The 20,107-nt window shown below is 69.7% G+C and carries 19 protein-coding genes and 1 pseudogene; 8 read left to right on the plus strand and 12 right to left on the minus strand.

Going from position 1 to position 20,107, the window contains the following annotated elements; all coding sequences use genetic code 11:
- Window positions 1-7: 7 nt before the first annotated feature.
- On the plus strand, window positions 8-805 hold the full coding sequence (locus ABZS97_RS22695) for a polysaccharide deacetylase family protein (protein ID WP_356140122.1): 798 nt from the start codon (window positions 8-10) through the stop codon (window positions 803-805).
- Complete coding sequence (locus ABZS97_RS22700) at window positions 798-4,649, plus strand: lipopolysaccharide biosynthesis protein (RefSeq protein WP_356140123.1); 3,852 nt, start codon at window positions 798-800, stop codon at window positions 4,647-4,649. Before ABZS97_RS22695 ends, ABZS97_RS22700 begins: the two co-directional genes overlap by 8 nt.
- Window positions 4,650-4,685: 36 nt before the next feature.
- On the opposite strand, the gene ABZS97_RS22705 is transcribed toward ABZS97_RS22700, so the two are convergent.
- Window positions 4,686-6,104 (minus strand): xylan 1,4-beta-xylosidase, encoded by a 1,419-nt coding sequence (locus ABZS97_RS22705; protein WP_356140124.1) that lies wholly within the window; start codon window positions 6,102-6,104, stop codon window positions 4,686-4,688.
- Window positions 6,105-6,296: 192 nt separating this feature from the next.
- Here ABZS97_RS22705 and ABZS97_RS22710 point away from each other — a divergent pair, with 192 nt between their 5' ends.
- Entirely contained in the window at window positions 6,297-7,409 is a 1,113-nt protein-coding gene (locus ABZS97_RS22710; RefSeq protein WP_356140153.1) for a DUF5925 domain-containing protein, read from the plus strand.
- Between the two features lie 267 nt (window positions 7,410-7,676).
- On the opposite strand, the gene ABZS97_RS22715 is transcribed toward ABZS97_RS22710, so the two are convergent.
- Complete coding sequence (locus tag ABZS97_RS22715) at window positions 7,677-8,045, minus strand: GntR family transcriptional regulator (RefSeq protein WP_356140125.1); 369 nt, start codon at window positions 8,043-8,045, stop codon at window positions 7,677-7,679.
- 118 nt (window positions 8,046-8,163) lie between these two features.
- Here ABZS97_RS22715 and ABZS97_RS22720 point away from each other — a divergent pair, with 118 nt between their 5' ends.
- Together ABZS97_RS22720 and ABZS97_RS22725 are read left to right on the plus strand one after the other, a co-directional pair.
- The gene (locus tag ABZS97_RS22720; protein WP_356140126.1) at window positions 8,164-9,093 is read left to right on the plus strand and encodes a GNAT family N-acetyltransferase; all 930 of its coding nucleotides are present in this window, start codon (window positions 8,164-8,166) and stop codon (window positions 9,091-9,093) included.
- Window positions 9,074-9,616, plus strand: coding sequence for a DUF402 domain-containing protein (locus ABZS97_RS22725; RefSeq protein WP_356140127.1), 543 nt, complete (start codon window positions 9,074-9,076; stop codon window positions 9,614-9,616). The genes ABZS97_RS22720 and ABZS97_RS22725 overlap by 20 nt, the downstream gene beginning before the upstream one ends.
- 4 nt (window positions 9,617-9,620) lie before the next feature.
- Here ABZS97_RS22725 and ABZS97_RS22730 read toward each other — a convergent pair whose 3' ends face one another.
- Window positions 9,621-10,253, minus strand: a complete 633-nt coding sequence (locus tag ABZS97_RS22730) for a class I SAM-dependent methyltransferase (RefSeq protein ID WP_356140128.1) — start codon at window positions 10,251-10,253, stop codon at window positions 9,621-9,623.
- Window positions 10,254-10,391: 138 nt separating this feature from the next.
- Between ABZS97_RS22730 and ABZS97_RS22735 the strand changes: the two genes are divergently transcribed.
- Complete coding sequence (locus ABZS97_RS22735) at window positions 10,392-10,526, plus strand: hypothetical protein (RefSeq protein ID WP_356140129.1); 135 nt, start codon at window positions 10,392-10,394, stop codon at window positions 10,524-10,526.
- 16 nt (window positions 10,527-10,542) lie between these two features.
- Here the strand turns inward: ABZS97_RS22735 and ABZS97_RS22740 are convergent, their stop codons facing one another.
- Window positions 10,543-10,995, minus strand: coding sequence for a GNAT family N-acetyltransferase (locus ABZS97_RS22740; protein WP_356140130.1), 453 nt, complete (start codon window positions 10,993-10,995; stop codon window positions 10,543-10,545).
- Between the two features lie 143 nt (window positions 10,996-11,138).
- Here ABZS97_RS22740 and ABZS97_RS22745 point away from each other — a divergent pair, with 143 nt between their 5' ends.
- Window positions 11,139-12,533 (plus strand): M1 family metallopeptidase, encoded by a 1,395-nt coding sequence (locus ABZS97_RS22745; protein WP_356140131.1) that lies wholly within the window; start codon window positions 11,139-11,141, stop codon window positions 12,531-12,533.
- 157 nt (window positions 12,534-12,690) lie between these two features.
- On the opposite strand, the gene ABZS97_RS22750 is transcribed toward ABZS97_RS22745, so the two are convergent.
- Together ABZS97_RS22750 and ABZS97_RS22755 are read right to left on the minus strand one after the other, a co-directional pair.
- Window positions 12,691-13,788, minus strand: a complete 1,098-nt coding sequence (locus tag ABZS97_RS22750; protein WP_356140132.1) for a trypsin-like serine protease — start codon at window positions 13,786-13,788, stop codon at window positions 12,691-12,693.
- Between the two features lie 499 nt (window positions 13,789-14,287).
- Window positions 14,288-14,692 carry a type II toxin-antitoxin system PemK/MazF family toxin gene (locus ABZS97_RS22755; RefSeq protein ID WP_356140133.1) on the minus strand — a complete coding sequence of 135 codons (405 nt, stop codon included), beginning with the start codon at window positions 14,690-14,692 and terminating at the stop codon, window positions 14,288-14,290.
- Between the two features lie 166 nt (window positions 14,693-14,858).
- On the opposite strand from ABZS97_RS22755, the pseudogene ABZS97_RS22760 reads away from it, so the two are divergent.
- Window positions 14,859-15,122 (plus strand): annotated as a pseudogene (locus tag ABZS97_RS22760) (hypothetical protein); the annotation flags it as partial.
- Between the two features lie 252 nt (window positions 15,123-15,374).
- On the opposite strand, the gene ABZS97_RS22765 reads toward ABZS97_RS22760, so the two are convergent.
- The 6 genes from ABZS97_RS22765 to ABZS97_RS22790 form a co-directional block, all read right to left on the minus strand.
- On the minus strand, window positions 15,375-16,571 hold the full coding sequence (locus ABZS97_RS22765) for a site-specific integrase (protein WP_356140134.1): 1,197 nt from the start codon (window positions 16,569-16,571) through the stop codon (window positions 15,375-15,377).
- A 67-nt stretch (window positions 16,572-16,638) separates the two neighbouring features.
- The gene (locus ABZS97_RS22770; protein ID WP_356140135.1) at window positions 16,639-16,854 is read right to left on the minus strand and encodes an excisionase family DNA-binding protein; all 216 of its coding nucleotides are present in this window, start codon (window positions 16,852-16,854) and stop codon (window positions 16,639-16,641) included.
- 169 nt (window positions 16,855-17,023) lie between these two features.
- Entirely contained in the window at window positions 17,024-18,289 is a 1,266-nt protein-coding gene (locus tag ABZS97_RS22775; RefSeq protein ID WP_356140136.1) for a DUF3631 domain-containing protein, read from the minus strand.
- Window positions 18,286-18,639 carry a hypothetical protein gene (locus ABZS97_RS22780; RefSeq protein WP_356140137.1) on the minus strand — a complete coding sequence of 118 codons (354 nt, stop codon included), beginning with the start codon at window positions 18,637-18,639 and terminating at the stop codon, window positions 18,286-18,288. Before ABZS97_RS22780 ends, ABZS97_RS22775 begins: the two co-directional genes overlap by 4 nt.
- The gene (locus ABZS97_RS22785; protein ID WP_356140138.1) at window positions 18,636-19,547 is read right to left on the minus strand and encodes a bifunctional DNA primase/polymerase; all 912 of its coding nucleotides are present in this window, start codon (window positions 19,545-19,547) and stop codon (window positions 18,636-18,638) included. The genes ABZS97_RS22780 and ABZS97_RS22785 overlap by 4 nt, the downstream gene beginning before the upstream one ends.
- A 91-nt stretch (window positions 19,548-19,638) precedes the next feature.
- Complete coding sequence (locus tag ABZS97_RS22790; RefSeq protein WP_356140139.1) at window positions 19,639-20,106, minus strand: hypothetical protein; 468 nt, start codon at window positions 20,104-20,106, stop codon at window positions 19,639-19,641.
- Between the last annotated feature and the right edge of the window lies 1 nt (window position 20,107).

Genomic DNA, 20,107 nt, shown 5'->3' on the forward strand with positions numbered 1-20,107 from the left:
GTGTCCGATGAACGCCCCCGTGCCCATCCTCATGTACCACTCCGTGGCGACCGCACCGAACGACGCCACCCGGGCCCTGTCCGTCGCGCCCGAGGCGTTCGCGGAGCAGCTGACACTGCTGGCCGACCAGGGGTTCACCCCGGTGAACACGGCGACGCTGGCGGCGAGCTGGCGCTCGGGCGACCCGCTGCCGCCGCGCCCCGTCCTCATCACCTTCGACGACGGCTACGAAGGCGTGCACCGACACGCGCTGCCGGTCCTCGCCAAGCACGGCTTCGCCTCCACCCTGTTCGTCTCGACGGGCTGGCTGCGCGGCGCGCACGACACCGGCGGCGGCCTCGACACGATGCTCGACTGGGACCAGGTGCGCGCACTCGCCGGCGAGCAGGTCGAGATCGGCGGGCACAGCCACACGCACCCGCAGCTCGACCAGCTCGACGACGACGCGCTCCGCTTCGAACTGCTGCGCTGCAAGGAGATCATCGCCGACGAACTCGGCACCCGGCCGGCCTCGTTCGCGTACCCCTACGGCTACTCCAGCCGCCGGGTGCGGCGCACGGTGCGCGAGACGGGCTTCACCCAGTCGCTCGCCGTCGGCAACGGTCTGGCGCGCCGCCGGCAGGGCCCGTACGCACTGCAACGGGTCACCGTGCGCCGTACGACCGGCATCGAGGAGTTCGAGCGGTTGGTCGAAGGCCGCGCGATCGCCCGGAACTTCGCCAGGGACCGCGTCCTCACCAAGGGGTACGCGTTGATCCGAAGAGCACGACAGGTCCGCCGAAAGGCCATCCGTTCCCGTGTCTGACACGACCACAGCCCAGGCAGAGTCGCCCGCGCCCGAGGCGCCCGAGCAGCAGTCGGGGCGCCGCCTCCGGCTGCCCGGCCGGGGCAAGGGCGCCGGAGGCAACCAACTGTTCCGCAACGCGTACGCGCTGATGCTCAACACCGGCATCTCCGCGGTGCTCGGGCTCGGGTACTGGCTGGTCGCGGCGCGCTACTACACCGAGGACGCGGTCGGGCAGGGCTCCGCCGCGATCGCCGCGATGAAGCTCCTGGCGGGGCTGACCGCGGTCACCCTGACGGGCGCCCTGGCCCGCTTCATCCCGGTCGCGGGCCGCCACACGGGACGGCTCATCTTCCGTACGTACGCGGGCAGTTCGGTGATCGTGGCGGTGGCCGCCGTGATCTTCCTGCTCACCCTCGACCTGTGGGGACCCTCGTACCGCTTCCTGCACGGACCGCTCAACGGCCTCGGCTTCATCCTCGCCGTCGCCGCCTGGTCGCTGCTCACGCTGCAGGACGGGGTGCTGACCGGGCTGCGCAGCGCGCTGTGGGTGCCGGTGGGCAACACGGTGTTCTCCGCGGTGAAGCTGGCGCTGCTGGTCGCCCTGGCGGCCGCGATCCCCACCACGGGCGTCTTCGTGTCCTGGGTCGCCGCGATCGCGATGTCGGTGGTCCCGCTCGGCTTTCTGGTCTTCCGGCGGCTGGTGCCCCGGCACATCAAGGCGACCGAGGAGCACGCGAAGCCGCCCACTCTCAAGGAGATCGGGCGGTTCCTCGCGGGCGACTACACCGGCTCGCTGTTCTCGCTCGCCGTGGTCTACCTCGTTCCGGTGCTCGTGGCCTCGCAGGTCAGCTCCACCGACAACGCGTACTTCTACATCACCACCACGATCGGCGGCACGGTCAACCTGCTCGCCATCAACATGGGCGCCTCGCTCACCGTCGAGGGCTCGCACGACCCGGCTCAGCTCGCCGCCAACACCCGGGCGGCGCTCCGGAGGATGGCCCGGATCATGCTGCCGGTGTGCGGCGGGCTGTTCGTCGGGGCGCCGTTCATCCTGCACGTCTTCGGACAGGGGTACGCCGATGCGGCCACGCCGCTGCTGCGCTGGTTCGCCGTCGGCGCGCTGCTGCGGGTCGTCATGGAGACCTACTTCGCGGTGCTGCGCGCGCAGAGCCGCACCTCAGGACTCGCCTATCTCCAGGGCCTGCTGTGCGCTCTCGTGCTCGGGCTGACCGTGCTGCTGCTGCCCCGCATGGGACTGACCGGCGCGGGCGTCGCGGAGATCTCCAGCCTCGCGGTGATCGTCGCGATCGCGGCGCCGAAGCTCTACAGGACGATCAGGGCCGTACCCGCCGCGGTGCCCGAGGCCGCGGCCCCCGACGGGGACCTCGCCGACCTGGGGGCGCGCGAGGTCCCCGCCTCGAAGACCCGCGAACCGAAGCGGGGGCCCGCCTGGTCCCTAGACTCGGACACCATCGCGCTCGGCATCCACGTCGACTTCGACCACCAGGAGCGCCGCCCCGACGTCCGCCCGGGCCCCGGGACCCCGCCCGCCGGAACGCCCCGGGCGCGGCCCGACCACCGGCCGACCTGGGCGCTGAAACCGGTGCCGCCACTCGAACGGGAACTCTTGCTGGGCCTGCCCGTCGAAGCGCGCGAGCCCGGCTCGGAGGCCTCGCTGGGACCGGTCGAAGTGCCGGAGGTGGACGCGCCGTTCAGCCCGCAGGAGTCGGCGCTGCGGGAGATCACGCCCGTAAGGGAGGCCGCGGCATCCTCCACAGAGGCGGAGGAGTCCCCGCTCGTCCTCGGCGCACCCGAGCCGCCGCAGTCCCTGCGGGAGCGTCTGCGGCACCCCACCCGGCCGGGTGTGGTCCTCGGCTGTCTGCTGACGGCCGCGCTGCTGCTCTACTGGGTGCCCGTACTGGGCCTCGGCGAGTCCGACCTCGACCGGATGGGCGGGCTCGGACTGATCTCCGTGCTCCCCCTGCCGACCCTGGTCGGGGCCGCTCTGCTGATCACGGTCTTCGCCGCGCTGCTGTGGACGGCCCGCGAGCACAAGGGACTTCTGCTCATCACGCTGCTGGCGACCGTGGTGTCGCTGCACGCGCTGCCCGCCGTGATCGAGACCGAGCCGCGGTTCGCGACCGCGTGGCAGCACCTCGGCTTCATGGACTACATCGACCGGACCGGCTCGGCCGTGCCCGATCTCGACGCGCGCTGGAGCTGGCCGGGCTTCTTCGCCGCGGCCGCGTTCTTCGCCAAGGCCTGCGGTGTCACCGACCTCACCGAGGTCATCCGCTGGTGGCCGCTGGCCATCCAACTGCTGTACCTGGCCCCGCTGTTCCTCCTGGTGCGCTCGATGCGGGCGAGCTGGCGCGCCAAGTGGACCGGCATCTGGATCTTCGTGCTCAGCGGCTGGGTCGGCCAGGACTACTTCTCCCCGCAGGGCTTCACGTACCTTCTCTATCTGGCCTTCGTGGCGATCCTGCTCGTCTGGTTCCGGGCCCCGCGCGTGCTGTGGACGAAGCGGCGGCCCGGTGAGGCGGAGGTCGAGCCGAGCAACCGGCGCCAGCGGGCCGTGCTCCTCATGGTCCTGATAGGGCTGTTCGCCGCGACCGTACCGGCCCACCAGCTCACGCCGTTCGTGATGCTGGGCGTCCTCGCGGTCCTCGTCCTGGTCGGCCGCTCCGAACTGCGCGGCCTGCCCGTCCTGTTCGCCGTACTGGTGGCCGTCTGGGTCGGCTTCATGGCCGAGCCGTACTGGTCGGGGCACTTCGACGACCTGTTCGGCGGGGTCGGCGGGGTCGGCAGCAATGTGTCGACGTCCGTCTCCGGCCGTATCCAGGGCGGCAGTTCGACCCACAAACTCGTCCTCTACACGCGCGTGCTGCTCGCCGGTGGCGTGATGGCCTTCGCCTGCTGGGGCTGGTGGCGGCGGCGCGACCACAAGTACCGCGAGCGCTCGCTGCTCGTCCTCACCTTCGTACCGTTCCTGGGCTTCGGCATGCAGTCGTACGGCGGCGAAATGGCCCTGCGCGTCTTCATGTTCGCCCTCCCCGGCGCGGCGCTGCTCACCGGTCTCGCCCTGTTCCCGCGCACCGGAGTCACCGCGAAGGAACGGGAGAAGGACCGCATCAGCCTGGCCCCGGTGGCCGCGCTGCTGGCGGGCCTGATCCTGATGGGCGGCTTCCTGGTGGCCCGTTGGGGCAACGAGCCCTTCGAGCGGATCCGCCCCGGCGAGGTCACCGCCATGAACTACGTGTACGCGCACGACGATCCGACCGTGCGCCTGCTGTGGATGAGCAACGACACCCTCGACAACGTGACGCCCGCGATGCCGTGGGGGGCGCGGGACATGGAGAAGGTGCAGTACGTGCCGACGCTGGCGCCGGCCGACCCGGTGCTGGTGTCGGGGCTGGTCAAGGCGCTCAAGGACGCGGGCCCGAACTCGTATCTGATGATCAACCGCAGTCAGGTGGTCTATCTGCAGATGGACGTCGGCTACTCGGCGAGCTGGGACTCCCGGCTCGTGCGCAACCTCGACGCCCGGAAGGAACTGAAGAAGGTCCTCGTCAACGACGACGTCACGATGTACGCCCTGCGCAAGCAGCCCGCCGGAAAGGTCCCGAAGGCCGAACCAGGCCCGATCGGACCCCAGGTGACATGGACACCATGGTCCGTGGTCGGCGGTCTCGCGGCGATCGCGCTCATCCTGATGCTGACGGCCCGCGAGATCGTACGGGTCGCGTTGCGGCCGAGCGTGCGGCAGTTGCGGTGGCTGCAGAGCACCTTCTGGTTCTCGCTGCCCCTGCTGGCGGTGCTGCTGGCGTCGCTCGTGCAGCGGTTCCTGTCGATGAAGTAGGGCTGGGGGACGGCAATTCGTACGGGGTGAAGCGGCTCAGCGCCGGAGCCACTTCACCCCGTACGCCTGCATCTCGAACCGCTTTCCGTCGATCTTCGCGCTGATCGACCGGTCCAGGGTGTTAACGACCAGGACGGCCTTGTCGGTGGCGAGCACGCGCACGTTGGGCACGTCGTCCGCGGCGACCGACACGGTCCGGTACTCGGTGCCCGGCGGGAACTCCTGGCTGAAGCGGGAGATCAGGTCGTACATCGCGAGCGGCTTGCCGCCGTCCGCCGCGGAGGTCGGCGTCCACATGCAGCCCGCGCAGCCGGAGCCCTTCTCGTCCTCCGGGTTCCAGTAGAAGCCGGAGGAGGCGCCGCCCTTGACCATGGCGATCATTCCGGAGGCCTGGACGGCGACTCGGCGGGTCTCGGACCAGCCCTTGCGGTCGTCGTTGCCGTCGGCGGGCTCGACGTAGTACTCCGCCCACCACAGCGGCAGGTCGCGGGTCTGCGCGCGCACCCACTTGCCGACCGCGGTGAGCTTGTCGGTGGCCCCGAACTCGTCGGGCAGCAGTTCGTCGTCGTTGGTGTAGCTGGAGCCGTCCACGACGACGAAGTCGGCGCCGGCCTTGTTCTTGTTCCAGTAGTCGAAGGCGTCCAGGATCCGCTGGTCCATGGCGCCCCAGGGCCCCTTGAAGGTCTTGGAGGCGTCGTCCGAGCGCGGGTCGACGCTGTCCATGACCAGGTACGGGCCGCCGACCATGATGTCCTTGTCGACGTTCTTGAGCGCCTTGTAGACCAGGTTGTAGAGCTGGGTGTAGCCCTCGTAGTCCCAGCGGGCCTCGCTGTTGTTCCAGAAGCCCTTGAACTCGTTCCAGACGACGAAGTGGCGTACGTCCGGATAGCGCTTGGCGACGGTCGCGGCGAGCGCGGCGAAGTCCTTGTAGTGGGCGCGGTCCGGGGCGGTCTCCAGCGCCTGCTGGCTCCAGTCGGTGTTGCCGGCGCCGGCCTTGCCGCCCTTCATCCAGTCCGGCGCGCAGCACAGGGTGACGACCGGGGTGCCGCCGGACTTGCGGATGAAGTCGATCCGGCGGTCCATGTCCTCGAAGTCGTAGCGTCCTTTGACCGGTTCGGGGTTGTCGGAGCCCCAGCCCATGATGTGCTGGATCTGCGGCAGCCCCTTCCCCTCGAGCAGCCCCTCGACGCGTTCGGTCGCGGCGGAGCTGCCCTCGTCGGCGCTGTACTGGGTGTGCGTGAAGCCCCAGCCCACCTCGGGTTTCGGCGTGCCGGGCGGCACCACCGGGGTGCCGTGCACCTTGTCGCCGTCGCGGGTGGTGCCCGCGTTGCTCGAACTGTCTCCGGGCAGGGTGTTGAGCAACGTCACCACCAGCGCCAGAGCGGCCACCCCTACGCCGAGCAGCGCGGTGAGCCGCCACCGCAGTGCCCCCGAATTCCACCCATGACGTCCCATCAAGGGCAACAGTATCGGCGAGTATCGGCCGTAGGACAGGCCTCGTCGGTGCACAGCCGTGCCACATTTTCCGGAAGCCGGCCCCCCGGGGCCTCCGGCCGGGAGCCGTTTGGCCGGGACACGCCTCGAAGGACGCCTTCGAAGAAACCGCGGACGGGCGGGCTGTGGAAATTCCATGCGGAGGTTCCCTTGGTGACAGATCATGGCGACATGTCTGCGAACCCACACGACGCTCTGCCGATCCGGCTCAACGTCGACGACAGCGACTCGCCGTCGGATGTCGTCGACGCGCTGTTCCTCGGCCGCTTCGCGACGGGCGAGCAGCCGCACTCGCACGCGGCGAACATCGACCGGGTACGGTCCGGGGCCACCCTCCTGCCGTCCGGCGCCCGTGTGCTGCGCTCGGCCCGCGACGACGACCGCAGCGCCACGCTCGCCGAGGGCGACGGCTGGACGCTGCTGGTCTCGCGCTGGAACCGCGGCGCCGACATCACGGTGACCGCCACCAGCGCCGAGCTCGCCGAGAAGGTCCTCGACCAGGCCACGGACGGCGCGGCGGACGAGCCCGAACCGCAGCCGGAGAACGTCACGATGGGGTTCTGGTACGTCTCGCCGAGGCGCGGCCCGCACCGCACCACCCGCCAGATCTCCGCGGGCACGTGGGACGAGGTGCGGTCCAACTACACAGCGCCGGTCGCCGACGCGATGGACCACCTGATGAAGACGACCCCCGAGGACATCGCCGGCCGGCTCCTGCTGCTGCACGGCCCGCCGGGCACCGGCAAGACGTCGGCGCTGCGCACGCTGGCGCGCTCGTGGCGGGACTGGTGCCAGGTGGACTGCGTTCTCGACCCGGAGCGGCTCTTCTCCGACGTCGGCTATCTGATGGACATCGCGATCGGCGAGGACGACGGCACGGGCAAGGGCCGCTGGCGGCTGCTCCTCCTGGAGGACTGCGACGAGCTGATCCGCGGCGAGGCCAAGCACACGGCCGGCCAGGCCCTGTCGCGGTTGCTCAACCTCACGGACGGTCTGCTCGGCCAGGGCCGCAACGTCCTCGTGGGCGTCACCACCAACGAGGACCTGGAGCGTCTGCACCCCGCGGTCGTCCGCCCCGGCCGCTGTCTCGCCCGCATCGAGGTGGGCGCGCTGACCCGCCGCGAGGCCGTGAACTGGCTCGGCACGGAGGAGGGCGTCGGCCGCGAGGGCGCGACCCTGGCGGAGTTGTACGCGCTGCGCCGCGGTACGCAGCCGACGTCGGTGCCGGATCCTCGCGAGGGGGCCGACGCGGGCTTGTATCTGTGAGGGACGGCTCCCCTTCTGTCCTGCCGCGACGGCGATCAACCACCGCCGCGGCATCCAACGGTGCCGCACCCGGCACAGACCGGGCCCTCCGACAGCGGTGCCCACAGCCACCGGGCCCTGGTCCGGCCCCGGGGTGCTTCTGATGGCTCCTGGTCGGGCGCCGAGCGGCCGGTCCGCCCGCCACCGGGCACCTCGCGAGGCGCCGGCCGCCTCTCCGGACCCGCCCGTTCCACCCCGAGGGCCGCTTCAAGACTCGTCAGAAGCGGCCTACTCCCCGTACGCCGCCCGCAGGGCGTCCCGCACCGCGGCAAGCGCGTCCGACTCGCCGAGTCCGAGGCGACGCACGCGCTCGGCATAGCCCTGCGCGGCGGTCGCCGCCTCGCGCTCGGCGGCCGAACCCGCGGCGGCCACGAACGTGCCGTTGCGTCCCCTCGTCTCGATCACCCCGTCCGTCTCCAGAGCGCGGTACGCCTTGGCGACCGTGTTCGCGGCGAGGCCCAGCTCCTCGGCCAGCCCCCGCACGGTGGGCAGCTTGTAGCCGACGGGCAGCGCACCGGACCGGGCCTGCTCGGAAATCTGGGCGCGCACCTGCTCGTACGGCGCGGCCCCCTCTTGGATGTCGATCTTCAGAGTCACGGGGCGATTCTCCCGTACCTCCGGGGAAATGACGCGCTGCGCCGCCTTGGCGAAGAGCCGCGGCCCGCCGCGAAATTGAGGGGCGCCCGCGCGCTCCCCGCACGTAACGTGCGCATTCATGACTGTGATCGTTCGTGACCTCCGCCCTCACGACCGGCAGGACGCCGAGGGCTTCACCCGCGTCCGCCACCTGGTCCTCCCCTTCATGCTGCACACCCCGGAGTCCGTCGCCTACGACGTGCTTCACGCCCACCCCGACGCGCACTACCGACCGCTGGTCGCCGAGGCCGACGGCGAGATCATCGGCACGGCGCAGGTGGGCCTCGCCCATGACAGCCCGGAGCCGGGCCAGGGCTACGTCAACGTGTATGTGCACCCGGAGCGGACCGGCCGCGGCGCCGGCGCGCTCCTGGTCGCCACCGCCGAGCGGCGGCTGGCCGCGCTCGGCGCGACGAAGCTCTTCGCCTGGGTCCTGGACTCCCCCGGAAACCGCGCCTTCGCCGGACGTCGCGGCTACCGCCCGAGCCGCTCCGCGCACTTCCTCCGCCTGGACCTGGCGAACGGCGTGCTGCCGCCCCTCCAGGAGCCCCCGGCGCGCGTGGAACTGCGCAGGGGCTCGGACTTCGCCGACGACCCGCGCCCGCTGTTCCTCCTGGACGCCGAGGCGATGGCCGACGAACCGAGCGACGTGGCCCAGGAGTTCACGGACTACGAGGCGTGGCTCCTGGAGACCTGGAAGCATCCCCTGTTCAACGCGGAGCTGACCTCGGTCGCGGTCGTCGACGGCCGGCCCGCCGCGTTCAGCGCGGCCCGCACCGACGGCTCCACCCGCTACGGCACCGTGATGACGGGCTCGGCGCGCGCCCACCGCGGCCGCGGCCTCGCCAAGCTCGCCAAGAACGACTCGCTGCACCGCGCCCGCGCCGCCGGCCTCACCGAGGCGTTCACCGGCAACGACGGGGGCAACGGGCCGATGCTGGCGATCAACGAATGGTTCGGTTACGAGATCTGTGCAACGGAGGTCCGCCATGTCCGCGAACTCACCTGACTCACCCACGTCACCTCGCGCACCTGAGGCAGCGGCCGTCCTGGAAGTCGTCCTGGTCAAGGCGGGCCGGACGAAGATCCGTTACCCCGCCGACCTGCTCGACGACGACGGCAACAGGATCACCGTCCGCGCGCCGTGGGCGGGTGAGGGCGTCCGCGACTTCGGCTTCGTACGGTTCGAGCCCGGCGATGTCTTCACCGAGTACTACTGGCGGGACCGCTGGTACGCCGTGAAGGAGGTCCGCGACGCGGAGGGCGTGCTGAAGGGCTGGTACTGCGACATCACCCGCCCGGCCGCCGTCACCGGTGGCGAGCTGGTCGTCGAGGACCTCGACCTGGACCTGTGGCGCTCCGCCGACGGCACCGCCGTACTGCGTCTGGACGAGGACGAGTTCGAGGCGAGCGGCCTGTCCGCCACGGACCCGGAAGCCGCGGCCGCCGCACACAACGCCCTCGACACGCTCGAACGCCTCGCCCACGAGGGCGGCTTCGAGTCGCTGACGGCCCCGCGGGCGTCCGCCTGACCGCTCACGGCGACCCTGGGGCCTTGAGGCCGGCCACCACCGCGTACCGCTCGTCCGCCACCTCCCGTCCCCACAGCCGCGCGTCGTCCGACAGCCGCTCCAGGCGCACGTCCGCGACAAGAGGCTCGAGGAGCGCGGTGAGCCGGTCGGCGGGTATGCCCACCGGGCTGACCGTGCCCCAGACGCCCTCGACCAGGACGAGCCGCCCTCCGGGACGCAGGAGTCCGCACCACTGCCGCAGCACGCGCGCGGGGTCGGGCAGCGCCCACAGCACATGGCGCACGAGGACCACGTCGAACCGCTGCTCGCCGACGGGCGGCGCCGCCGCGTCACCGACGAGGAACACGGCGTCACGTCCGGCGAGCTTGGCGCGGGCGAGGTCGATCATGCGGGGCGAGAAGTCCACCCCGGTGACATGGTGGCCCCGCTCGGACGCGAGGAGTGACAGGCTGCCGGTGCCGCAGCCGAGGTCGAGCACGTCGGACGCGGCTCTGGGCAGCCACTCCTCCAGCCGGGCCGCCCAGGCCGCGCGCACGCCGGGGTCGCGCAGCCCGTGGTCCGGCTCGTCGTCGAAGGTGGCGGACTGCGCGTCCCAGTCGACGTCCGCTTCCGGGTTGATGCCGTTGTCACTGGTCATGGGCCCCAGAGTGACACCCGCCACTGACAATCGAATCGTGACGGCCGCCACTGACAGACCGCGACCGATGAGGAACCCTCGCCGAAAGGGTCTATCTCCGTGCAATCGCGGAACTCGGATAGGCACAAGGAGGCAGCCATGCGCCGTGTAACCGTGCAGAAGCCCCTGAGGAAGTCGGATTCCCGGCGTGTGCGGGACGAGGCCGACGAACGCCCGGCCGAGCGCCCGGAGGTCCGAAAGGACATCGCGCGCACCTGGTGGCCGGACGGCTGATCGAGCCGTGGAGCCGTCAGGCGGCCAGCCGCCTGCGGTAGTGGATGCGGTCGTAGGGACCGTCCACACGACGCTCCACGATCTCGTAGCCGTACTTCGGGTAGATCTTCTGGTTCTCCCACATCATCGCGTTCGTGTAGAGCCTGACCTCGGGCAGACCGAGCGCACGCGCGCGTGCGTCCACGAACTCCAGCAGCCGTCGCCCCACGCCCTTGCCGTGGGCGTCCGGGTGCACGGCGATGCTGTCGAGGAACAGATGGTCCTCGTACGCCTCGATCACCACCAGGCCGATCACGGGCTCCCCCGTGACGAACACCCGTCCGGCGGCCACGTTCGCCGCGTGGTCCGCCTCCATGGGCACGGGCACCACCCCGATGCGCGCGATGTAGGGCTGATACGCGGCATCGGTCACCGACTTCACCGCGGCCACGTCTCCGGCACCGGCCGGCCGGATCTCCTCGACTGTCATACGGCGAACGGTACCTACCTGATCGCGGTTGGCCCGAGCCCTCGCCCGCGATGGCCGGCGCGCTGCCCGGTCGGACCTTCTTGGGCAGGTAGATCCGGCCAAGTCGGTTCTCCCGTCGGTGAGTTGTGGCAGTATCGGCTGGCATGTCGCCGTCAATCGCATGGCCGCACCTGTCCCGTCGTCGCCTGTTCCTCGTGCTCCTCGTGCTGCTCGTTGCGGTCGGCGCCGGTGTGAGCGATGCTCGCGCGGTGCCCGGGCCGGGAGCGACCAGGGCCGCGGCGACGCCCGATCGCGCCCGCTACGACGTCGCTCTGCGCTCGGATGCCGACGGCAGTCACTGGACGGGACGGCAGCGGGTGTCGTTCCGCAACGCGTCGGACCGGCCTCTGCGTGAGGTGTACCTACGGCTGTGGGGCAACGGCGAGGACAAGTGCGGCACGCCCGGTGCCCCCTCCCCCATCACCGTGTCAAAGGTAAGTGGTGGCACACCAGGGCCTCTCGCCGTGGATTGCACGGCCCTGCACATCGCCCTGCCGAAGCCGCTCGCGCACGGCGAACGGACGTCCCTCGCCTTCGATGTCTCCATCACCGTGCCCGACCGCAATGCCCGCTTCGGCCGCGAGGACGCCTACCGCTTCCTCGGCAACGCGCTGCCGGTGCTTGCCGTGCACGACGCGAAGGGGTGGCACCTCGACCCGTACGTGGCCCTCGGTGAGAGCTTCTACGCGCTGACGGGCGACTTCCGGGTCCGTCTCGATCACCCCTCGGCCCTGCGAGTGCCCGCGAGTGGCCGCACCCGCACCTTCCCCGGCCGTCCCGGCCGCACGGTCACCCTCAGCGTCGCGGACCGGGTGCGGGACTTCGCGTGGGCCGCGGGCCCGTTCCGCACGGCGACGCAGACCACACCCGGGGGCGTGCGCGTGAAGTCGTACTGGGCGCCCGGCACGTCCGCTGCGGGCGTGCGCTCGACCCGCGCGGACGCCGCAGCCGCGGTCGACCGGTTCGGCCAGGAGTTCGGCCGCTATCCGTACGGCGAGATCGACCTCGTGATGACCAGCGGGTTCGGCGGCGGCATGGAATACCCCGGCCTCGTCCTCCTGGGCACCACCGACGAGGGCAGCGCCGCCGTCCACGAGGTGGCGCACCAGTGGTGGTACGGCATCGTCGGCAACGACGAGTACACCTCGCCGTGGCTGGACGAGAGCTTCGCCCAGTACGCCAACGCCCGCTTCTACGGCTGGGAGACCCGCGACTGCTGGTCGGACGACGACTGGCCCGACGACAGCACCGCACTGACCGCGTCGATGGCCTACTGGTCGCAGCACCGCGGCGAATACCATCTCGTCTACACGGCCGGGCCCTGCGCCCTGTCCGACCTGGAACGCACCCTCGGCGCCGACACCATGGCACGGCTCCTCAAGCGGTACGCCCACGACCACTGGTACGGCGTCTCCACCACCGCCGACTTCAAGAAGGCCGCCCAGTCCATGACCGTCCAGGATCTCGGCCCCCTCTGGAAGACCCACCGCATCCGGTGAACGGGCCCCGCCCCGTGCTCCGAGGCGGGCCCCGTTTGTTCATCGGTACCTGTCGGGAGGATCGGCCGCATAAGGATCCCTGACGGAGAGCGGTACGCGAGGCCCGTCATTGCGCGGCCTGGATCCGCTCGACTTGCGGCCGAGTGCCGCGTAGGGCCTACGGCCATGTGCTGCGTGCCCAACTCACCAGGTTCGTCAGCGCGGATCCGCCGGCGGCACAGTTCTGCATTGGCTCACCAGGGTTGTCCTCGCATCCGGAGTGGGTGCCAACGACGTCAGGTGACCCGTTGAACCATGCGAACACTGGCGCGCCGCTTTGGCCGTGGTAGGCATCGCCCCGATATTCCAGCTCGACGCCGGCACCGTCGTTGTCGTCGTCGATAATCGGGAAGTTCAGGTGCAGCCACGGCCGCTCAGCGTTGTCCTTGTCCCCGGGATAGCCCGGAAGCGTGAAGACGCTTTGGTCTTCCCAGGCGCTGTTGTACGTCCGGCATCCGAAGTAGCCGAACGAGGTGCCGAGCGGAGCAGCCAGCCGCATGACCGCCATGTCGTCGCCTTGGGAGTGGTTGCTGTATCCCTGGGCGTTCGTTACCCACGAGGCCGCAGACGAGCCATAGAGCGAGCTCCCGTTGTAGTAGGCGGGGATGAACAGCGCCTTCCAGTTCGAGGAACCCCACGGCACCATGTGGCTGGCTGTCAGAATCGTCCGCGTACCGAGGAGCGCGGCCGTTCCTGAATTGTCCCAACCCGGACTGGATGCGTTTGACCAGACGAAAAGCCGGCCGACGCAATTCCACGGATAGGAGTTGGGGTAGTACGACGACCGGTTGTCCGGCAGGATCACGCATTCGGGGCGCACCCGTGTTCCGTTGCGGCGTACCAGCCGGGTCGGATCGATTCGGGGCGCCAGGGCCGGCGTGACGGATACCGCGGTCCAGTCAGGAATGTACGACGAACTGTCGGTTCCCGCCTTGGCGTCGGCCGCCCGCATCTCAGCCAGATCGGACTCGATCGCCTCCGGCGTCGTCGGCTCAACCTTCCGAACGACGACACCGAGGACGGTGTCGGGATCACTGACGCCCACGTGCCCGTCCGAGCCCGTGTTGAAGGCGCTGGTCGGGTCGTCCAGCGGGTCGCCGAGGCGGTCGAAGGTGAGGTAGTTGTGCGGGGTTTTGAGGGCCTCGGGCGGGTCGCCGTTCTGTGGGCGCGAATTCTTGATGATGCTGTCCAGTTGATCGGGCTGATCGTCGGGCATGTCTCCCCTTCGAATGCGATCCGGGATGGTGCGGCACGGGCTCATCACACTGAGATGCGATGAGGGGTCATGACGCAGCTCTCATCGGCGTTGCGTGAAGCGTCAACGACCCGTGCTGCGCTACTGATCAGGCACTCCCGAGCCTGCCATCGGGCATGGTCCCTCGCGCGTCATCGGCGACTGAACGGGGGATGCCGGCGGGTCCTGGCCCTTCGTGTCCCTCCCGGAAGCAGCACCGTCCGTCGCACCCGAGAGGTCCATATTCAGGTCGCGTTTACCAACGGACACTGGTTCACAGAAGTCACAAGACCAAAGCTGTTCGCACCGCTCCGGATGGTTCGGGGCATCAAGCACCCGGCTGCGCTCCGCTCCGCCGGACGGGCACGAAGGCCGTAGATCGTGATCTCGATGGTGAGGGGCGTCGAGGCGGCAGGTGTCCGGCGTGGATCATCTCGCCCGAGATCGCCCATGCCGTCGCGGGCGTCGGCTCCTTCTCCGTCTAGCCGAGTTCACCGCGACGGAGGGCGTCCCTCATCTCGCTGAGCTTCGCGGTCGTTGCCGGGGTCCGCTCCTGTGCTTGTTCAGCGAGTCGGAGGGCATCGTCGATCTCGCTGAGCTTCCTGGAGGACAGGACGGCCGCCCGCTCCATCAGGTCGTCCCGGGACACGGTGGTCAGCCATGTGCACGGGGTGAAGCCCGGACGCGGGAACGCGAGCCGCAGCACGCCTTCGAGCGGCAGCCCTTCGCCCGCGCCGACCGTCACTTCGATGCCCAGACCGCTGATGTCGAGGCCCGCCGGAGCGACGACCTGCATCACCTGGAACCCGGACGCGTCGTCTCCTGACAGCAGTACGACCAACCTTCGCTCGTCGAACTGGACCCACCAGACTTCACCACGTTGCACAAGCCCTCCGATACACAGGACGGCAGGCAGAAGCTGCGCGACCTGCCCCGGTGTGGATACGGGTGCGGCCCCCGTTGATCATCGGCGTGTGAAGACAAACGATCATGCGGTGGCCGCAGGTCACAGCGTAGACCCCGCCTGCCGGCAGGAGGCGTTCGAGGGCCTGATGAGCCGGATGGCGGGACGCTTCACACGGGTCGAATCCCGAGGCCGGGCCCGGAAGTTGGTACTCGGCCTGACCTGCCGCGCAAGAACTGAGTGGGCCGGGGACAGGACCCGGACGGCATGCAACTCGGGAGGGATCTATGTTCCGCGTTCCTGGACCTCCGATCCCGACCGCTGCCGGACCGCCGGCCTCGGTGACAAGACGAAGTTCGCGACCAAGCCGGAGCCGGCCGCTCGCATGGTCACCCGATTCCTCGACGCCGGCCATCGGGCCGCCTGGGAGCCAACAGACGCGTCCGACGATGGACAACCGTGAACGGCCACGGACAGCGGCGCCGCTCCCCCACTGATGAGGCACGACTCTTCGACCACGCTGCCTGAGCCCTCAGTTAGCTCTGTCTTAACGGCGCCGTAAAGGCCCCATGACCTGCCAAAAGAGCCTTTGCCCAGCTCAGGAGGCAGGCCATAGGAGCGCTTCTAAGCGCCGGGAGCCAAACAGGGAGCCACGGCGTATGAATCAGCCTGCTTCGGGCTCCCCTCCGTCCACCGCATCGTCGTTGTCTCCAAAGATGTCGTCCATCGCTTCCGCCCCCTCGGCGATGACGGGGCGCAGTTGCTTGCGATAGACCCGCTCGGTCGTTCCGCTGCCGTTGTGCCCGACGAGGCGAGCGATGACCTCGATCGGGATGCCGTGATCCGACAGCAGGGAGACAAAGCTTGTCCGCAACTCGCGCGGAGTCCACTCCTGCGGATTCTGGAACCCCGCCGCTTTGAGGAGTGCCCGGAAATTTCGACGCACGTTCAGGGCGCTCCGCAGCTCACCGCTATCGGTCGGGAAGACGAGCCGCTCGTCGGTCCACTCCTCCCCCGCTGCCAGGCAGTCAGCCTTCTCTCGGCGCTTGTGCGCTCTCATGACCAGAGCTGCCTGCCGGGGCATGGCCAGCGACCGCCGGCTCTTCCGCGTCTTCGTGTCGCCATGCCGACGCACGGAGCGCCACACATCCACGTGCGGCTTGTCCTTGCCCGAACCTGCGAGATGGACATGCGCCCAGGTGAGGGGCCGCGCCTCCTCCGGGCGGACCCCCACGAGAAGCGACAGGACCACGTAGACGTGAATCCAACTGCCTTCCGTCGCCCGAAGAACAGCCTCACCCTGCTTCAGGGAAAGCGACTTGCTCGGCCGCCCGGCTCGCCCATCGGGAACGTCGACCAGTTCGGCCACGTTGTGGATGGCCTTGCCTCTCCTCTGAGCATGGCTGATCGACCGTCGAAGGACCGAGTGGACCATCTTCAGAGACTGGCTTGCGAGAACTGCCGCTTCAGCCTCCAACCACTCATCGAGATCGTCGGCTTCAAGGTCGCGCAGCTTGGCTTTGCCCAGGTGCGGGACGATGTGGTTGTCCGCCAGACTCTTGTACGTATCGACGCTAGTCACCTCCCTGCCCTTGAGCCCTTGGGAAAGCCAGTCGCTCACGGCTTGGGCAACGCTGTAGTTGGCAGGAGCCTTGGCTCCCTTTTCCAGCTCTTTCCTCAGCTCGCGCAGCTTCTGGCGGACCTCGGCCTTGGTCTTGCCTGACACCTTCGGCCGGTTGCGTTTACCGGACGGCAGGTAGCCGAGAGACACCGCACCGATGTACCGGTTCTTGGACTTGTCCCAGTAGATCGAATCGTCGCCATGCCCTGCTCTGGTACGCCTCTCGGGCGCCTCAGCCATGCGTTCCTACCTCCGGACAGAACGAGCAGGGCCGCACCCGAAGGTGCGGCCCTGCTCTGCTTTGGGGTTATGCGGCGGCTTCTGCCTCGTGTTTCAGGAGTTCGACGTATTCGTCGATCCACTCAGTGGGCACGAGACGCCGACGACCGCGGCGGACGGTGCGAAGGCGCCCAAGGCGTATCTCGTCGTAGGTTGCGGTGCGCCCGATGCCGAGAAGCTCGGCGGCGGCTTCCACGCTGTGAAGACGGGGCTGCGCCGGTTCGGCGATAGCGGCCGCGTCCATGGGTTCCTCCCTCATGGTTCCGTCGCGGTAGACCCCTCTGGGGAATCCGCAACATCCGCCACGCCGCAACATTGCTGGTCAGCGGGGGTAAATCTGTGGCGGATCTGTTTCTGTTGCGGATAGGTGCCGCCGGGCGGGAGCCAGGCGGCACCTTCGGGGGTGGGCTCGGTCAGCCGACGCTGCGGAGGGTTCGTGTGTCGGTTTCCGCGAACATGTGGCGGCTCTCAGAGGGGCCTTCCGCCACAGATTCACCCCCGTTGACCTGCGGTGTTGCGGCTGTTGCGGATGTTGCGGATTTCTGGGGGTCCGGGGGGCAGTAGCGGTTCCAGGCGTCCTGGAGGTCTTCCGCGTAGTAGCCCTTGGGGGTGGTGCTGCCGACCCGGATGCCCTTGGGCTTGATCGGGGCGTCGTCGGGCTTCATGTACTGGCTCAGGAGCGTCGCCAGTCGGCGGGAGTTGAGGGGCTTGGCGCTCTGTCCGTCCTCGCTCATGTCGTCCCACGGCGAGTCTTCGAGTGAGAGGAGGACTTCGAGGATGGCGGCGGTGGGCATCCGATCCGCGCCGCAGAACACGCGGTCGCGCAGATCGGTAAGCAGCCGCACCCCCAGGGATGCCTTGTCGCCGACGCTGGCGGCCTTGATGAGCGCGATGCACGCCGCGCGGCCCCGCTCGGGCCAGTGCCCGCCAGCCGCGTCCGCGACGGCGAGGAGCGGTTCCCACACGTCGGCGGGCCGGTCCACGACGCCTTCGGGCATCTCGGGCCAGGCTTCGGCGACATGGTCGTGCAGAGTGGCCGTCCACTCCGCGAGCCGATCGCGCAGGACATGGCCCTGCTTCTCGTGGATGCGCCGCCGGTAGGGCTCGCACTTCTCGTTGGGGGCCTTCTTGCGCATGCGGATGATGACCGAGCGGGTCAGGATCGTGTCCGGCAGCGACCCGAGCCCGGCCATCGCGACCGCGCAGAACGACGGGAGGAACCCGGCCTTCTGGTCGTTCCCGTCGCCGAAGCAGCGAAGGGACTTGGCACCCCGCCGGTAGCCGGAGTTGAGGAACCCTCGGACCTCCTCGTTCCCGCCGGCCTTGGGCCCGAAGACGGTGTCGATCTCGTCGAAGAGGAGGGTGGGGGTTCCCTCGTCGGCCGATACGAGCCGGAACAGGGCGTTCGCGGAAGCGTTGACGGTGGTCGCCGCGCGGGGGGTGAGGGTTTCCACGATCTCCAGGGCGCGGGACTTGCCCGAGCCCGGTTCGGGGCTGAGGAAGGCGAGGCGGGCAGTGCCGTCGAGCGCGTCCATGAGGTGGGCGTGGGCGTCCCACAACACGACGGCGACGTAAGCGGCCTGGGTGGGGAAGACGTTGAAGCGGCGGTGGAACGCTTCGACCTCGTCGAGCAGCGCGGCTCCGTCGATGGACGGCGCGGGGGGGTTGGTGGGGGTCATGCGGCGTTCCTCCCTTCCTGGGGAGTGCGGAGCGGGCAGACGTCTCGATGGGCTTCGTGGTCTTCGATCAGGACCAAAACCTTGCGATGACCGACGGCGCTGCGGTCACGGCCGCATTCGCACGTCGACGTGGCCGTCGGCGTCGCGCCGCGCGGGGCAGTGATACGCAGCCACGCGATCGGGTAACGGCCGTCTCCCGGCGGCCGGTTGGAGCGAAGAACTGAAATGACGCCTTCGGCGACGACCTTTCGGGCGCCCACAGCCATCGTCTCCACAGGCTGTGGAGCGGCGTGCGGGCCGGAAACGGTGGCGGTGTGGCAATCCAGGGCGGGGGAGGTGGGGGTACTCATGCCGTCTCCCGCGGTGTGGCGTGGGCGATGACCCAGTCCAGGGCGCTGCGGATGGTGGTGCGGCACTCGGCCGACGGCAGGCCCGTCGACTCCCCCGCCCCCTGGATTGCCTGCTCCACCACGTGCCGGGGGATGTCGCCCCACGCGACGAACCGCGCCACCTTGCAGGCGCTCTTGTGCAGGATGGCGTTGCGGCCATCCGGTCCGCCCTCGGTCGCGGCCTGGATGACCGCGCACTCCCGGTCCAGAGCGACCCGCGCGGCCCGCGTCCCGTCATGCACCCGCACCGGCACGGGAGCGGGCTTGACCGGCTCGCTCAGCAACGCGGCAAGCCAGTGCGGCAGTTCGGCCACCGGAGCATCGTGGGCGACCTCGTACGTGCCGTCGGGGGTGGTGCTGGCGGGGGCGACGACGTAGCCGCCCCACGCGCGGGTGTCGATGTGCGGTCCGAGCCGGTCCACGCTGCACTTCAACCGCACCCCGGCAGGGGTGGTGAAGTACAGGTGTTCACCGCGCGCGGTCCGCACCCGGTAGGTGTCCGGCAACACCTGTCCGGCGCGCTCGCAGAGCGCTTGCAAAGATGTGGCGCCGTCCGGCGCTCCTTTCGGCTCTTCGGGCTTGACCGGGTCCAGGTCGATGACGAGCAGCCCGGCCGGACCCGTCGCAATGCCCACGTTGTAGGGCCGTTGGGCCCACGCGGCGTGGATCAGGTCCGGGTCGGTGGTGGCCCGCTCCTCCGGGGTGCGGTGCCCGCTGGTGCAGCGTCCGGTGCGGGGGCAGGCCCGTTCCGGGTGCCCGGCGGGACGCTTCGTGCCGGGGTGCAGGGCGATGACGGGCCAGTCGCGTCCGGCAGCGTGTAAGGCCGCATCGAGCAGGGACGCTCGCCGGATGTTGGTCGGTTGGGTCATGCTGGAGACCTCCAACAGGTCTGTTGAGGACTGGTTGGCAAGGGCGGCCCCGTGATCTTTGGCGAGATGAGGGGGGCCGCCCTTGGCGTAGCTACTGGTTGTGGGTGAGGGTGCGGGCGTACTGCTGGCGGACGTAGGCGCGCGGGTCGCAGATCACGCCCGGCTGGTCCACGTCCAGCAGGAACAGGGCCGCCTCAAGCGCGGTTTCGGCCGCGTCGTCGTGGAAGCCGTCGGACTCGCCGTGCAGTGCGATGCGGTCCAGCAGGGCGGCCTTGCGCAGGTAGAACTCCCGCTCCAGCTCGCTGAAGCAGGCGGCGTCGGCCACGGTGCGGGCCGCCCAGTCGATCTCGCTGATGATGTTGGGCGCGAGTGCGTAGGCCTCTTCCGGCGTGGGCCACGGTTCCGGCTGCTCGCGGTGCTCGGCCCTGAGGTAGAGGCGGTTCTGCTGGCCGTCCTTGGTGGGGTAGACGCTCACGGTGCCCGCCGTGAACGCGCGGTCCAAAGCGGCGACCACGTGACCGGTATCGGCGGGAGTGCAGATGACGCGGATCTCGAACATT

It is taken from the genome of Streptomyces sp. NPDC005485 (assembly GCF_040606085.1).
Lineage (GTDB): Bacteria > Actinomycetota > Actinomycetes > Streptomycetales > Streptomycetaceae > Streptomyces.

Excerpts from the sequence above, each read along its gene's own strand:
- ABZS97_RS22695 (WP_356140122.1), top strand. The coding sequence starts at position 8 with ATGAACGCCCCCGTGCCCATCCTCATGTACCACTCCGTGGCGACCGCA.
- ABZS97_RS22705 (WP_356140124.1), bottom strand. The coding sequence starts at position 6,104 with ATGGGACGTCATGGGTGGAATTCGGGGGCACTGCGGTGGCGGCTCACC.
- ABZS97_RS22720 (WP_356140126.1), top strand. The coding sequence starts at position 8,164 with ATGACTGTGATCGTTCGTGACCTCCGCCCTCACGACCGGCAGGACGCC.
- ABZS97_RS22725 (WP_356140127.1), top strand. The coding sequence starts at position 9,074 with ATGTCCGCGAACTCACCTGACTCACCCACGTCACCTCGCGCACCTGAG.
- ABZS97_RS22730 (WP_356140128.1), bottom strand. The coding sequence starts at position 10,253 with ATGACCAGTGACAACGGCATCAACCCGGAAGCGGACGTCGACTGGGAC.
- ABZS97_RS22735 (WP_356140129.1), top strand. The coding sequence starts at position 10,392 with ATGCGCCGTGTAACCGTGCAGAAGCCCCTGAGGAAGTCGGATTCCCGG.
- ABZS97_RS22740 (WP_356140130.1), bottom strand. The coding sequence starts at position 10,995 with ATGACAGTCGAGGAGATCCGGCCGGCCGGTGCCGGAGACGTGGCCGCG.
- ABZS97_RS22745 (WP_356140131.1), top strand. The coding sequence starts at position 11,139 with ATGTCGCCGTCAATCGCATGGCCGCACCTGTCCCGTCGTCGCCTGTTC.
- ABZS97_RS22750 (WP_356140132.1), bottom strand. The coding sequence starts at position 13,788 with ATGCCCGACGATCAGCCCGATCAACTGGACAGCATCATCAAGAATTCG.
- ABZS97_RS22765 (WP_356140134.1), bottom strand. The coding sequence starts at position 16,571 with ATGGCTGAGGCGCCCGAGAGGCGTACCAGAGCAGGGCATGGCGACGAT.
- ABZS97_RS22770 (WP_356140135.1), bottom strand. The coding sequence starts at position 16,854 with ATGGACGCGGCCGCTATCGCCGAACCGGCGCAGCCCCGTCTTCACAGC.
- ABZS97_RS22775 (WP_356140136.1), bottom strand. The coding sequence starts at position 18,289 with ATGACCCCCACCAACCCCCCCGCGCCGTCCATCGACGGAGCCGCGCTG.
- ABZS97_RS22780 (WP_356140137.1), bottom strand. The coding sequence starts at position 18,639 with ATGAGTACCCCCACCTCCCCCGCCCTGGATTGCCACACCGCCACCGTT.
- ABZS97_RS22785 (WP_356140138.1), bottom strand. The coding sequence starts at position 19,547 with ATGACCCAACCGACCAACATCCGGCGAGCGTCCCTGCTCGATGCGGCC.
- ABZS97_RS22790 (WP_356140139.1), bottom strand. The coding sequence starts at position 20,106 with ATGTTCGAGATCCGCGTCATCTGCACTCCCGCCGATACCGGTCACGTG.